Here is a 12091-nt window from a genome sequence, read left to right as displayed (position 1 = left end):
GCTCCCACAGGGACCGCACAGGCCTTGGTGCTCTGCGCCTCAATGCGGTTTGCTATCCGGGCTGAACGGATACGGCTGCTGCCAGTGCTCGAAGATCGGCTTCAGCTCACCACTGCGCACCAGCTCGGCCATGCGCTTGTCGAACAGGTCGCGCAGGGCCTTGGCCTGGTCGCTGCGGGCAAAGGCCAGGTACAGCGGCAGTTCGGCCACATGGGTGCGGCGGAAGCGCTCGGGCTGGGAGGTCTGGCCGAGCACGTAGTCGATCTCGGTCAGCGCATCGATGTAGAAGTCCACGCGGTCATGCTCGAGCATCGGCAGGATGCCTTCGCGGCGCTGGACTTCGCGGAAGTCATGCACATCGGGCAGATAGCTACCGAAGTCGTAGCCACGCACCCAGGCCAAGCGGTAGCGGCCTATGGTCTGCCGAGTAGGCACTGGCTTGCTGACCAACCCTAGCGCGTAGATGTGGTCCATGTCGAAGTGCCAGCGCGGGTACAGGTTGTCGTCGTTCTCTTCCTTGTACGAGCCTACCCAGGCGTCAGCCTCGCCACGCTTCACCAGCCCGACCGCACGGCTGTAGGGCGCGCTCTGGGTCACTACCTTGACCCCGGCCGGCTCGAACACCTTGCGCAGCACATCCCAGGCTACCCCGGTACCGTCGGCGTTGGTGTAGTCGAGCCACTCTTCGCTGACCAGGTGGATCTGTTTCGGCACACCCTCGGCAGCCGCCGCCCACGGGGCAAGGCTCAGCAGCATTGCCAGCAGCACGGTCCTCATGGCCATTCACACGCTCCCTGTATCAGGCAACCGCCCAAACCAGAACCTGCATCCCCAGCCAGGCAAACACGCCAGCCAGGATATCGTCGAGCATGATGCCAACACCCCCATGCACATGGCGGTCGACCCAGCGGATCGGCCACGGCTTGAGAATGTCGAAGAAGCGGAACATCAGGAACCCCGCCAGCAGCCACTGCCAGCCTTCCGGCACCAGCCAGAGGGTTATCCACATGCCGACGATCTCGTCCCAGACAATGCCTTCATGGTCGTGCACGCGCAAGTCATTGGCGACCTTACCGCATAGCCAGAAGCCGAACAGCATGCTCACGCCCAGCAACAGCCAGTAGCCCCAGTCGGGCAGCATCTGCCACAGCGGGATGAACGGTATGGCCACCAGCGAGCCCCAGGTGCCCGGCGCCTTTGGCAAGGTGCCAGAACCGAAACCGAAGGCGATGAAGTGCCACGGGTTGCGCCAGACCGAAGGCGGAACAAACTCCGCAGGCACCTGGTTGGGGTGATCGGTCACGGTGTCTCCCTAAAATGTTGATAGCCGCGTTGCCGCGGGGTGATGTCCTGGCCCTGCCGGTCGCGCAGGCTCACACCCTGCCCTTCGAGCACCCGCCCGATGACATGGAACGCCGCCAGGCCTTGTGCCTGCAGGGATGAAAGCTCGGCTGGCGGCAAGGTGAACGCCAGCACATAGTCGTCGCCACCGGTCAGCGCCGCCTGCACGGCCGCCTCGGCGCCGAGGAACCCCTGCAGAGCGGCTGACACCGGTACCTGCTCCAGGTTCACCTCGAGCGCCACACGGGAGGCCTTGGCGATATGCCCGCAGTCGGCCAGCAAGCCGTCGGAAATATCCAGCGCCGAGGTGGCACGCCCGCGCAGCAGTTGGCCCAGGGCGAACTGTGGCGATGGTGACCAGTAATGGTCGAGCAACGGTTGCGCCAGCGCGGCATCCGCCTGGCGCTGGCCCAGCACCAGCGGCAAGGCACCCGCCGCATTGCCCAGCTCACCGCCCACGCACAGCAAGTCGCCCGGACGAGCCCCGCCACGGCGCAACGCCTGCCCCACCGGAACCCGGCCGAACACGGTCATGGTGATACTCAGGGGGCCGCGAGTGGTGTCGCCACCGATAAGGCTTAGCTGGCAGTGGCCGGCCATGCGGTTGAGGCCGCTGGCGTAGGCTTGCAGCCAGTCGGCGCTGACCTCGGGCAAGGTCAGGGCAAGGGTGAAGCCGATGGGGGTGGCGCCCATGGCAGCCAGGTCGCTGGCAGCCACGGCCAGCGAGCGCTGGCCGAGCAACCAAGGGTCGCACAGAGCCGGAAAATGCACCCCGGCAACCAGGGTGTCGGTGGACACTGCCAGTTGCTCGCCGACAGGAAGGCCCAGCAAGGCGCAGTCGTCACCAATGCCAAGGGCCACGCCTTCACCGCCTTGCGCACAGGGCGCGGCGGCGAAGTAATGGCTGATCAGCTCGAACTCACCCATGGTCCGCAAGCGCCAGGATCAGCGCTTGTTCGCCTTGACTTCTGCTTCGCGCAGGTTCGGGGCCAGCTTGTCCAGCACACCGTTGACGAACTTGTGGCCGTCGGTGGCACCGAAGACCTTGGCCAGCTCGACACCTTCGTTGATCACCACGCGGTACGGTACGTCGACGCGCTTGATGAACTCCCAGGTAGACAGACGCAGCACGGCCAGCTCGACCGGGTCGAGCTCTTCCAGTGCCAGGTCCAGGCATGGCTTCAGGGCGCTGTCGATTTCGCTCTTGATCGCCGGGACCCCATGGAGGATCTCGCGGAAATAAGCGCCGTCGACATCGGAGAAATCGTTATCGACCCGGAACTGCGCTTCGATCTCGTTCAGCGAATGCTGCGCCATGTGCCACTGGTACAGCGCCTGGGTCGCGAGCTTGCGGGCTTCGCGGCGCTTGGCACTCTTCGATGGCTTGCCGGCATCCGCAGGTTTTGGATCGCGCGGGTTGAAACGATCGCTTTCGTCGCTAATCACTTGGCCTCCAACTGCGCCAGCAGGCTGACCATTTCCAGAGCGGACAGGGCAGCTTCAGCACCTTTGTTGCCGGCCTTGGTGCCGGAACGCTCGATGGCCTGCTCGATGGAGTCGACGGTCAGTACGCCGAAGGCCACCGGAACACCGAACTCCATGGACACCTGGGCCAGGCCCTTGGTGCATTCGCCCGCCACGTATTCGAAGTGCGGGGTACCACCACGGATCACGGCGCCCAGGGCGATGATCGCGTCGTAGGCGCCTTGCTGGGCGACCTTCTGTGCCACCAGCGGGATTTCGAATGCACCCGGGGCACGGATGATGGTGATGTCGCTTTCGCTGACACCGTGGCGTACCAGGGCGTCAACGGCACCGCTTACCAGGCTTTCGACGACGAAGCTGTTGAAGCGGCCAACCACCAAAGCATAGCGACCTTTGGGGGCGATGAAGGTACCTTCGATGGTCTTCAGGGTCATTCCGATATTCTCATCTTCAAGAGCGAGGCCGCATGCTGGCGGCCTCGACAGGGGTATGGACTCGAGCTGGAGGGCGTCACTGCCGCCTCAAGTCACTCGGAGGGCACGTATTCTACAACTTCCAGATCGAATCCGGATATCGCGTTGAACTTCATCGGCGAACTCATCAGGCGCATCTTGCGCACACCGAGGTCGCGCAGGATCTGCGAACCTGCACCCACGGTGCTGTAGGTAGTCGGTGCCTTGACTGGTGCATCGCCAGCGCTTTCGCGGATGTGCGCCAGCAACACGTCGCCGTCCAGCGGGTGCCCCAGCAGCAATACCACACCGCTGCCGGCCTCGGCCACGGCAGCCATGGCGGCGCGCAGGCTCCAGCGGCCCGGTTGCTTGACCAGCAGCAGGTCGCGCAGCGGGTCCATGTTGTGTACGCGGACCAGGGTCGGCTCTTCGGCGCAGATCTTGCCCAGGGTCAAGGCCATGTGCACGTCGCCTTCCACCGCGTCGCGGTAGGTGACCAGGTTGAACTCACCCAGCTCGCTCTCGACCGGTTGCTCGGAGACGCGCTGCACGGTGCGCTCGTGGATCATGCGGTAGTGAATCAGGTCGGCGATGGTGCCGATCTTCAGGCCGTGCTCGGCGGCAAACACTTCCAGTTCGGCGCGGCGCGACATGGTGCCGTCGTCGTTCATCACTTCGCAGATCACGCCGCTCGGCTCGAAACCGGCCATGCGCGCCAGGTCGCACGCGGCCTCGGTGTGGCCGGCACGGGCCAGGGTACCGCCAGGCTGGGCCATCAGCGGGAAGATGTGGCCAGGGCTGACGATGTCTTCGGCCTTGGCGTCCTTGGCAGCGGCCGCCTGCACGGTACGTGCGCGGTCAGCGGCGGAGATGCCGGTGGTGACACCTTCGGCGGCTTCGATCGACACGGTGAACTTGGTGCCGAAGCCCGAGCCGTTGCGCGGCGCCATCAGCGGCAGCTTCAGCGTTTCGCAACGCTCGCGGGTCATCGGCATGCAGATCAGACCACGGGCGTGCTTGGCCATGAAGTTGATGTGCTCGGGCAGGCAGCACTCGGCTGCCATGATGATGTCGCCCTCGTTTTCGCGGTCTTCGTCATCCATGAGGATGACCATTTTGCCCTGGCGGATGTCTTCGACCAGTTCTTCGATGCTGTTGAGCGCCACGCGGCACCCCCTTCTCAATCAGGATTTCAAGAAGCCGTTGGCGGCCAGGAAGCTTTCGGTAATGCCACTGCCCTTGCTCGGTTCGGCGGCCTTGTCACCCAGCAGCAGACGCTCCAGGTAACGGGCCAGCAGGTCGACCTCAAGGTTTACCCGACGCCCTGCACGGTAGTCGGCCATGATGGTTTCGGACAGGGTGTGCGGGACAATGGTCAGCTCGAACTCGGCGCCATTGACCTCGTTGACCGTCAGGCTGGTGCCGTCGACGGTGATCGAACCCTTGTGGGCGATGTACTTGGCCAGTTCCTTCGGTGCACGCACGCGGAACTGGATGGCGCGGGCGTTATCGCTGCGCGAGATGATTTCGCCGACCCCGTCGACGTGGCCGCTGACCAGATGCCCGCCCAGCCGGGTAGTGGGAGTCAGGGCTTTTTCCAGGTTGACCTTGCTGCCGCTCTTGAGGTCGATGAAGGCGGTGCGCTTGAGGGTTTCGACGCTGACGTCGGCCCAGAAGCCGTCGCCCGGCAGTTCGACGGCGGTCAGGCACACGCCGTTGACGGCGATGCTGTCGCCGAGCTTGACGTCACCCAGGTCGAGCTTGCCGGTTTCGACGTAGACGCGCACGTCGCCACCCTTGGGAGTCAGGCTGCGGATGGTGCCGATGGATTCGATGATGCCGGTGAACATTGGGTCTTCCTCAAAAACGTTTTGCGCAGGGCAAGCCAGGCATTATACGCGGGGTGCCGGCAGGGGGATGGCCGTGACCCGCCAGTCATCGCCCACTGCGCGCATTTCGGTAATTTTCAGCCGCGGCGCTTCGCTCATCTTGTCCAGTGGCCAGTCCAACAGCGGACGGGCCTGGGAACCAAGGAACGTGCCGGCGACGAAAAGCTGGTACTCGTCGATCAGGCCTAGCCGAGCGAAGGCGCCGACCAGGCCGGCACCGGCTTCCAGCAGGACTTCGTTGATGCCGCGGGCCGCCAGGGCCTGCAGCAACGCCGACAGGTCTACCTGGCCATTGTCACCCGGCAAGCTGAGCAGTTCGTGGCCGGCAGCGGCATAGCGCGGGTCATCTGCGACAGCGGTCACCACCAGCGCCGGGCCAGCCTGGAAGAACGGCGCATCCAGCGGCAGGCGCAGGTGGCCATCGATCAGCACGCGCAGCGGTGTGCGGCTGAGAGCCAGGGCAGTGGTTTCGGCATCCAGGCCCAGCTCGGCGCCGCGCACGGTCATCCGCGCGTTGTCGGCCAACACGCTGGTGGCGCTGGTCAGTACCACGCTGGAGCGGGCGCGCAGGCGCTGCACCGCCGAGCGGGCGGCCGGGCCGGTGATCCACTGGCTTTCGCCACTGGCCATGGCGGTGCGGCCATCCAGGCTCATGGCCAGCTTGGCGCGAACGAACGGCAGGCCGTGCTCCATGCGTTTGAGGAAACCGGGGTTGAGTGCGCGGGCCTCGGCCTCGAGCACGCCGCTGGCCACTTCGATACCGGCTTCGGCCAGGCGCCGCAAGCCCTGCCCCGCCACTTGCGGGTTGGGGTCCTGCATGGCGGCTACCACCCGTGCCACGCCTGCCTTGACCAGCGCTTCGGCGCACGGCGGCGTGCGGCCATGGTGGCTGCACGGCTCGAGGGTGACATAGGCACAGGCGCCACGGGCACGCTCACCGGCCTGGCGCAGCGCATGCACTTCGGCATGCGGCTCGCCGGCGCGTACATGCCAGCCTTCGCCAACCACCTCGCCATCGCGCACGATCACGCAGCCTACGCGCGGGTTCGGGTGGGTGGTGTACAGGCCCTTGCGCGCCAGCTCCAGCGCGCGGGCCATGTAGTGGGCGTCGAGGATGGCAGCTTGGCTGGGCATGTTCACTCTTTAGCCGGCTCGCGAGCCAGGCGGTCGATTTCTTCGCGGAACTCGTCGAGGTCCTGGAAGCGCCGGTAAACCGAGGCAAAACGGATATAGGCCACTTCGTCGAGCTTGCGCAGCTCGGCCATGACCATTTCACCCACCACCAGCGATTTGACTTCACGCTCGCCGGTGGCACGCAGGCGGCTCTTGATATGCGCCAGCGCAGCTTCCAGGCGCTCGACGCTGACTGGGCGCTTTTCCAGTGCCCGTTGCATGCCGGCTCGCAGTTTTTCTTCGTCGAAGGGTTGGCGCGTGCCGTCCTGCTTGATCAGCCGGGGCAGCACCAGCTCGGCGGTTTCGAAGGTGGTGAAGCGCTCGCCGCAGGCGACGCATTCACGGCGGCGGCGCACCTGCTCGCCCTCGGCGACGAGGCGAGAGTCGATTACCTTGGTGTCGTTGGCACCGCAAAAGGGACAGTGCATGGTGGCAGGCAACAAAAAAAGGGAGGGCCATGGTAGCGCATCCCACTGGCAAGACAAGCCAAAGGGGTTAACATCCATGGGAAATCTGCCCGTGAAGGACTACCCCATGCACTACCGAGCGCTCGTCGTGCTGTGCTGCGCCGCCCTGCTCGCTGCCTGCGGCAGCGACAGGCCGAAGCCCGACACCCCTCCGGCACCCACGCCAGCCCGCACGGCCAAGCCGGCCGCAGTACTGGGCCCGCTGCCGGCCTACCAGCGCGAGCTGAGCGGCACCTTGCTGGAAATCCCCGCCGGTGCCGACGTGGAGCTGGCCTTGCTGGTCATCGACGAACGCGACCGCCCACAACGCTTGCTGGCCAGCAGCAATCTGACTGGCACCGGCCAGGCCCTGCCCTACCAACTGCGCTTCAACCCCGAGGCCTTCCCCGCTGGTGCCCGGGTCGAGCTGCGCGGCCGCGCCAGCAGCTCTGGCCAGCTGATCATGCACCTGCCGCCGGTGCGCATTACCCAGGCCCAGACCCAGGCCACCGGCCCGCTGCGTTTCGAGAAGGCGCCGTAAGTGGCGCCAGTCTCCCTACAACAGCCCCTGCAACAGGCCCTCAGCGGCCTGATCGGCGAAGCGCGTCTTGTCGTCAGCGAGCTGCCCGGCTGCGACCTCAAGCTGTGGCTGATCGACGACCAGAACATGGACCGCGCCTTCAGTAGCGAGGAGACTCGGCGCATTCTTGAAGATCCGCCCTACTGGAGCTTCTGTTGGGCCAGCGGCCTGGCCATGGCCCGTTATCTGGCCGAGCACCCGGAATGGGTAGCCGGCAAGCGCGTGCTGGATTTTGGCGCCGGCTCCGGTATCGCCGGTATTGCCGCCGCCCGCGCCGGTGCGCTGGAAGTGGTGGCCTGCGACCTCGACCCGCTGGCACTCGATGCCTGCCGCGCGAATGCCGCGCTGAACGGGGTGGAACTGGGTTACAGCAGCGATTTCTTCGCCGAAGACGACCGCTTCGATCTGATCCTGGTTGCCGACGTGCTGTACGACCGCGCCAACCTGCCGCTGCTGGATGCCTTCCTCGGCCGCGGGCGCCAGGCGCTGGTGGCCGACTCGCGGGTACGCGACTTCAGCCACCCGCTGTACCAGCAGCTGGGCGTGCTGGAAGCGCTTACCCTGCCAGACCTGGCCGAGCCGCACGAATTCCGCCGGGTCAGCCTGTACCACGCCAGCCGCGACACTTTATAGTGGTGTTATCCACGAGTTTGCGAGAGTCGCGATGACCCAAGACACGCCTTACATTTTCGACGCTACCGATGCCACCTTCCAGCAACTGGTTATCGAGAACTCCTTCCACAAACCGGTGCTGGTGGATTTCTGGGCCGAGTGGTGCGCGCCGTGCAAGGCACTGATGCCGCTGCTGGCGAAGATCACCGAGGGTTATCAGGGCGAGTTGCTGCTGGCCAAGATCAACTGTGACGTGGAGCAACAGGTAGTTGCCCAGTTCGGCATCCGCAGCCTGCCGACCGTGGTGCTGTTCAAGGACGGCCAGCCGGTGGACGGTTTTGCCGGTGCGCAGCCGGAATCGGCGATCCGCGCGATGCTCGAGCCGCACGTGCAACTGCCTGCCGCGCCTACCGCCTCGCCGCTGGAGCAGGCCAAGGGACTTTTTGCCGAAAGCCGTTTTGCCGAGGCCGAAGCACTGTTGCAGGCACTGCTGGGTGAGGACAACAGCAATGCCGAGGCACTGATCCTGTATGCCCGTTGCCTGGCCGAGCGCGGGGAGCTGGGTGAGGCCCAGGTGGTGCTGGATGCGGTCAAGACTGACGAGCACAAAGCTGCACTGGCCGGTGCCAAGGCACAACTGACCTTCCTGCGCCAGGCCGCCAGTCTGCCGGAAGTGGCTGACCTGAAAAGCCGCTTGGCGCAGAACCCGCAGGATGATGAAGCGGCTTATCAGCTGAGCGTGCAGCAGTTGGCGCGCCAGCAGTATGAAGCGGCGCTGGAAGGGTTGTTGAAGCTGTTCCAGCGTAACCGTGGTTATGAGAACGGGCTGCCGCAGAAGGCGTTGCTGCAGGTGTTCGAGCTGCTGGGCGGTGATCACCCGCTGGTCGGCGTGTATCGTCGCAAGTTGTCGGCGGCGATGTTCTGACAATGCCGGGGCCGCTTTGCGGCCCATTCGCAGCACAAGGCTGCTCCTACACCACGTGTTGCGCAGTCCCTGTAGGAGCAGCCTTGTGCTGCGAATGGGCTGCAAAGCAGCCCCCAAAATCCTGAAAGCCTTCACCCAACCCAGTGATACACCGGCGCGTCCACGCCACTTTCCACCTTGACTTCACTGCTATGCCGCAAGCGCACCAGCAGCCGCTTACCCGCTGCCGTACTTCCCGCCAGCCCTTCGAGCCGATCCAGCAATTCCGGCCCGCTCATCTGCCCCGCCAGGCGCAACACCTCACGCGCCGCAGTCCATTGCCCGTCATCCTGACGCGTTGTCGCCACGGTTTCGGTTGCTGCGGTCTGCGCCACCGCGGGCAATTCGATCTGCCGCCCCAGTTGTGCCCACTCTTCAGGCGCCAGCTCGATGGTCAGGTCCACAGGCCAATCACCAATCTGTCCACGAATTCTCATGCTGCATTCCCTGAACCCAAGTCAATGCCGCCATCCTACCCCAACATGAAACCTGCGCCACGCAGGCTGGCAGCACGGGGAAAAGCTGTTATAACATAACCCAATCTTCTTGCCCGCTCCGGAGTCGTCCATGCGTCGCCTGTTGCTTGCCCTGCCCTTCGCCTTGCTGCCCCTGGCCGTGGCCCATGCCCACGATGATGATCACGATCACGACCACGCCCACGGCACCCTCGGCGCCCACGAGCATGGCGTGGCCAAGCTCAATGCCGTGCTCGATGGCAACACCCTGGAGCTGGAGCTGGACAGCCCGGCAATGAACCTGGTCGGCTTCGAACACGCCGCCAACAGCGACGCCGACAAGGCCAAGGTCGCGGCGGTGCGCCAGCAGCTGGAGCAACCACTGAAGCTGTTCGGCCTGCCCGCCGCTGCCGGTTGCAAGGAAGACCAGCAGGAACTGGAAAGCCCGCTGTTCGGTGATGCCCCGAAAGCCGACGACGATGGTGACGACCACGAGCACAGCCACCAGCACAGCGACATCGGCGCCCATTACCAGCTGACCTGCGCCAACCCCGACAAACTGACGCAGGTGGACCTCGCTCCGCTATTCAAAGCGTTCCCGGCTACCCAGAAAATCACCGTTCAACTGATCGGCCCCAATGGCCAGAAAGGCGTGGAAACCACACCGGCCAAGGCCGCGGTCGTGTTCTGAATGCGCCAGCCGTTGATCGAACTGCATGACCTGGTCTTCGCCTGGCCCGGCCAGCCGGCGCTGCTGGATATTCCGGCATTCCGCCTGGAAGCTGGCGAAGCACTGTTTCTCAAGGGTCCCAGTGGCAGTGGCAAGACCACATTGCTGGGCCTGCTGGGCGGGGTGAACGTACCGGGCCAGGGCCGCATCCAGTTGCTCGGCCAGGACCTCGGCCGCCTGGGCCAAGGCGCCCGTGACCGCTTCCGGGTCGACCACACCGGTTATATCTTCCAGCAGTTCAACCTGCTGCCGTTCCTCTCGGTACGCGAAAATGTCGAGCTGCCCTGCCGCTTCTCGCGCAGCCGCAAGGCCCGCGCCGAGCAACGCCATGGCAGTGTCGACCAGGCAGCCAGCACCTTGCTGGCCCACTTGGGCCTGGACGACCCCGCCCTGCTCGCCCGCCGCGCCGACAGCCTGTCGATCGGCCAGCAGCAACGGGTCGCTGCCGCCCGCGCACTGATCGGCCAACCCGAACTGGTGATCGCCGACGAACCGACCTCGGCGCTGGATGCCGACACCCGCGAAGCGTTCATCCGCTTGCTGTTCGATGAATGCCGCGCCGCCGGTACCAGCCTGCTGTTCGTCAGCCACGACCAGAGCCTGGCGCCGCTGTTCGACCGCCACCTGTCGCTGGCCGAACTCAACCGCGCCGCCAAGCCCCGGGAGGCCTGATGTACCTGCTCCGCCTTGCCTTGGCCAGCCTGGCCAACCGCCGCTTCACCGCATTCCTCACCGCCTTCGCCATCGCCCTGTCGGTGTGCCTGCTGCTGGCCGTGGAGCGGGTCCGTACCGAGGCCCGGGCCAGCTTCGCCAGCACCATAAGCGGTACCGACCTGATCGTCGGCGCCCGCTCCGGCTCGGTGAACCTGCTGTTGTACTCGGTGTTCCGCATCGGCAACGCCACCAACAACATCCGTTGGGACAGCTATGAGCACTACGCCAAGGACCCGCGGGTGAAATGGGCCATCCCCATCTCGCTGGGCGACTCGCACCGTGGTTATCGAGTGATGGGCACTACCGGCGACTACTTCAGCCATTACCAGTACGGCCGCCGCCAGCACCTGGAATTGAGCCATGGCCGCGCGTTTGCCGATGATCCGTTCGAGGTGGTGCTGGGTGCCGAAGTGGCCGAGGCATTGCACTACAAGCTGGGCGACAAGCTGGTGCTTGCCCACGGCGTGGCCGCGATCAGCCTGGTCAAGCACGACGACAAGCCGTTCACCGTAGTCGGAGTGCTCAAGCGCACCGGCACACCGGTCGACCGCACGCTGCATATCAGCCTGGGCGGCATGGAAGCCATCCACATCGACTGGCACAACGGGGTGCCGGCCCGTGGCGCCGGGCGTATCAGCGCCGAGCAGGCACGGACCATGGACCTGCAGCCTGCCGCCATCACTGCGTTCATGCTCGGCCTGAACAGCAAGATCGCGACATTCAGCCTGCAGCGGGAGATCAATGAATACCGCAGCGAGCCGTTGCTGGCGATCCTGCCCGGGGTAGCCCTGCAGGAGCTGTGGAGCCTGATGGGCACCGCGGAGCAGGCGTTGTTCGTGGTGTCGCTGTTCGTGGTGCTGACCGGCCTGATCGGCATGCTTACGGCGATTCTCACCAGCCTCAATGAACGCCGCAGGGAGATGGCGATATTGCGCTCGGTTGGTGCCAGGCCGTGGCATATCGCAGGGCTGCTGGTGCTGGAGGCACTGTCGCTGGCGGCGGTAGGGATCGCTGCAGGGCTTGGCTTGCTGTATGCGGGAATCGCCCTGGCACAAGGGTATGTGCAGGCCAACTATGGTTTGTACTTGCCGCTGGCCATGCCGAGTGCTCATGAATGGACATTGCTGGCTATCATCCTGGGAGCTGCGCTGCTGATGGGCAGCGTACCGGCGTGGCGGGCCTATCGGCAGTCGCTGGCCGACGGCTTGTCCATTCACCTCTGAGGGCGTGCAATGATCCAATACCTCACT

16 protein-coding genes are annotated in these 12091 nt (G+C 65.0%); 6 read left to right on the top strand and 10 right to left on the bottom strand.

Features of this window, described 5'->3' with window-relative positions:
- Positions 1 to 39 precede the first annotated feature (39 nt).
- The 9 genes from WM94_RS13015 to nrdR form a co-directional block, all read right to left on the bottom strand.
- Positions 40 to 783, bottom strand: coding sequence for an ABC transporter substrate-binding protein (locus WM94_RS13015; protein WP_061551355.1), 744 nt, complete (start codon positions 781 to 783; stop codon positions 40 to 42).
- Between the two features lie 16 nt (positions 784 to 799).
- Positions 800 to 1303 carry a phosphatidylglycerophosphatase A gene (locus WM94_RS13010; RefSeq protein ID WP_004376077.1) on the bottom strand — a complete coding sequence of 168 codons (504 nt, stop codon included), beginning with the start codon at positions 1301 to 1303 and terminating at the stop codon, positions 800 to 802.
- Positions 1300 to 2268 carry a thiamine-phosphate kinase gene (gene thiL, locus WM94_RS13005; RefSeq protein WP_061551354.1) on the bottom strand — a complete coding sequence of 323 codons (969 nt, stop codon included), beginning with the start codon at positions 2266 to 2268 and terminating at the stop codon, positions 1300 to 1302. The genes WM94_RS13010 and thiL overlap by 4 nt, the downstream gene beginning before the upstream one ends.
- Positions 2269 to 2286: 18 nt before the next feature.
- On the bottom strand, positions 2287 to 2787 hold the full coding sequence (gene nusB, locus WM94_RS13000; protein ID WP_013970674.1) for a transcription antitermination factor NusB: 501 nt from the start codon (positions 2785 to 2787) through the stop codon (positions 2287 to 2289).
- A complete protein-coding gene (ribE, locus tag WM94_RS12995) occupies positions 2784 to 3260 on the bottom strand; it encodes a 6,7-dimethyl-8-ribityllumazine synthase (protein WP_003255395.1) in 477 nt (158 codons plus the stop codon). The genes nusB and ribE overlap by 4 nt, the downstream gene beginning before the upstream one ends.
- A gap of 92 nt (positions 3261 to 3352) precedes the next feature.
- Positions 3353 to 4444 (bottom strand): bifunctional 3,4-dihydroxy-2-butanone-4-phosphate synthase/GTP cyclohydrolase II, encoded by a 1092-nt coding sequence (gene ribBA, locus WM94_RS12990; protein ID WP_003259341.1) that lies wholly within the window; start codon positions 4442 to 4444, stop codon positions 3353 to 3355.
- Positions 4445 to 4462: 18 nt separating this feature from the next.
- Positions 4463 to 5128: a riboflavin synthase gene (locus WM94_RS12985; RefSeq protein ID WP_003255399.1), complete on the bottom strand. Its 666-nt coding sequence runs from the start codon at positions 5126 to 5128 to the stop codon at positions 4463 to 4465.
- A 42-nt stretch (positions 5129 to 5170) separates the two neighbouring features.
- Positions 5171 to 6301: a bifunctional diaminohydroxyphosphoribosylaminopyrimidine deaminase/5-amino-6-(5-phosphoribosylamino)uracil reductase RibD gene (gene ribD, locus WM94_RS12980; RefSeq protein WP_061551353.1), complete on the bottom strand. Its 1131-nt coding sequence runs from the start codon at positions 6299 to 6301 to the stop codon at positions 5171 to 5173.
- A 2-nt stretch (positions 6302 to 6303) separates the two neighbouring features.
- A complete protein-coding gene (gene nrdR / locus WM94_RS12975) occupies positions 6304 to 6768 on the bottom strand; it encodes a transcriptional regulator NrdR (protein ID WP_003255402.1) in 465 nt (154 codons plus the stop codon).
- A gap of 106 nt (positions 6769 to 6874) precedes the next feature.
- Between nrdR and WM94_RS12970 the strand changes: the two genes are divergently transcribed.
- Genes WM94_RS12970 through trxA form a run of 3 tightly spaced genes read left to right on the top strand, consistent with a single transcriptional unit; the run spans position 6875 to position 8903 of the window.
- Complete coding sequence (locus tag WM94_RS12970; protein WP_039614618.1) at positions 6875 to 7327, top strand: YbaY family lipoprotein; 453 nt, start codon at positions 6875 to 6877, stop codon at positions 7325 to 7327.
- Positions 7328 to 7999 carry a methyltransferase gene (locus tag WM94_RS12965; protein ID WP_003259339.1) on the top strand — a complete coding sequence of 224 codons (672 nt, stop codon included), beginning with the start codon at positions 7328 to 7330 and terminating at the stop codon, positions 7997 to 7999.
- Between the two features lie 31 nt (positions 8000 to 8030).
- On the top strand, positions 8031 to 8903 hold the full coding sequence (gene trxA, locus WM94_RS12960; protein WP_013970670.1) for a thioredoxin: 873 nt from the start codon (positions 8031 to 8033) through the stop codon (positions 8901 to 8903).
- A gap of 131 nt (positions 8904 to 9034) precedes the next feature.
- Here the strand turns inward: trxA and WM94_RS12955 are convergent, their stop codons facing one another.
- On the bottom strand, positions 9035 to 9379 hold the full coding sequence (locus WM94_RS12955) for a hypothetical protein (protein WP_043935270.1): 345 nt from the start codon (positions 9377 to 9379) through the stop codon (positions 9035 to 9037).
- A 130-nt stretch (positions 9380 to 9509) separates the two neighbouring features.
- On the opposite strand from WM94_RS12955, the gene WM94_RS12950 reads away from it, so the two are divergent.
- Genes WM94_RS12950 through WM94_RS12940 form a run of 3 tightly spaced genes read left to right on the top strand, consistent with a single transcriptional unit; the run spans position 9510 to position 12064 of the window.
- Positions 9510 to 10088, top strand: coding sequence for a DUF2796 domain-containing protein (locus WM94_RS12950; RefSeq protein ID WP_061551352.1), 579 nt, complete (start codon positions 9510 to 9512; stop codon positions 10086 to 10088).
- Positions 10089 to 10799, top strand: a complete 711-nt coding sequence (locus WM94_RS12945; RefSeq protein ID WP_061551351.1) for an ABC transporter ATP-binding protein — start codon at positions 10089 to 10091, stop codon at positions 10797 to 10799. It abuts the gene before it with no gap.
- The gene (locus WM94_RS12940) at positions 10799 to 12064 is read left to right on the top strand and encodes an ABC transporter permease (RefSeq protein ID WP_039614614.1); all 1266 of its coding nucleotides are present in this window, start codon (positions 10799 to 10801) and stop codon (positions 12062 to 12064) included. The genes WM94_RS12945 and WM94_RS12940 overlap by 1 nt, the downstream gene beginning before the upstream one ends.
- Positions 12065 to 12091 lie beyond the last annotated feature (27 nt).

Source organism: Pseudomonas sp. ABFPK, assembly GCF_001586765.1.
In the GTDB taxonomy this organism is placed as follows: Bacteria; Pseudomonadota; Gammaproteobacteria; order Pseudomonadales; family Pseudomonadaceae; genus Aquipseudomonas; species Aquipseudomonas asiatica.
The sequence above is the reverse complement of the archived record's forward strand: the minus strand, read 5'-3'. Positions and strand labels throughout refer to the sequence as shown.

Excerpts from the sequence above, each read along its gene's own strand:
- WM94_RS12940 (WP_039614614.1), top strand. The coding sequence starts at position 10,799 with ATGTACCTGCTCCGCCTTGCCTTGGCCAGCCTGGCCAACCGCCGCTTC.
- WM94_RS13015 (WP_061551355.1), bottom strand. The coding sequence starts at position 783 with ATGGCCATGAGGACCGTGCTGCTGGCAATGCTGCTGAGCCTTGCCCCG.
- thiL (WP_061551354.1), bottom strand. The coding sequence starts at position 2,268 with ATGGGTGAGTTCGAGCTGATCAGCCATTACTTCGCCGCCGCGCCCTGT.
- WM94_RS12950 (WP_061551352.1), top strand. The coding sequence starts at position 9,510 with ATGCGTCGCCTGTTGCTTGCCCTGCCCTTCGCCTTGCTGCCCCTGGCC.
- ribD (WP_061551353.1), bottom strand. The coding sequence starts at position 6,301 with ATGCCCAGCCAAGCTGCCATCCTCGACGCCCACTACATGGCCCGCGCG.
- ribE (WP_003255395.1), bottom strand. The coding sequence starts at position 3,260 with ATGACCCTGAAGACCATCGAAGGTACCTTCATCGCCCCCAAAGGTCGC.
- nrdR (WP_003255402.1), bottom strand. The coding sequence starts at position 6,768 with ATGCACTGTCCCTTTTGCGGTGCCAACGACACCAAGGTAATCGACTCT.
- trxA (WP_013970670.1), top strand. The coding sequence starts at position 8,031 with ATGACCCAAGACACGCCTTACATTTTCGACGCTACCGATGCCACCTTC.
- WM94_RS12970 (WP_039614618.1), top strand. The coding sequence starts at position 6,875 with ATGCACTACCGAGCGCTCGTCGTGCTGTGCTGCGCCGCCCTGCTCGCT.
- WM94_RS12945 (WP_061551351.1), top strand. The coding sequence starts at position 10,089 with ATGCGCCAGCCGTTGATCGAACTGCATGACCTGGTCTTCGCCTGGCCC.
- WM94_RS12955 (WP_043935270.1), bottom strand. The coding sequence starts at position 9,379 with ATGAGAATTCGTGGACAGATTGGTGATTGGCCTGTGGACCTGACCATC.
- WM94_RS12985 (WP_003255399.1), bottom strand. The coding sequence starts at position 5,128 with ATGTTCACCGGCATCATCGAATCCATCGGCACCATCCGCAGCCTGACT.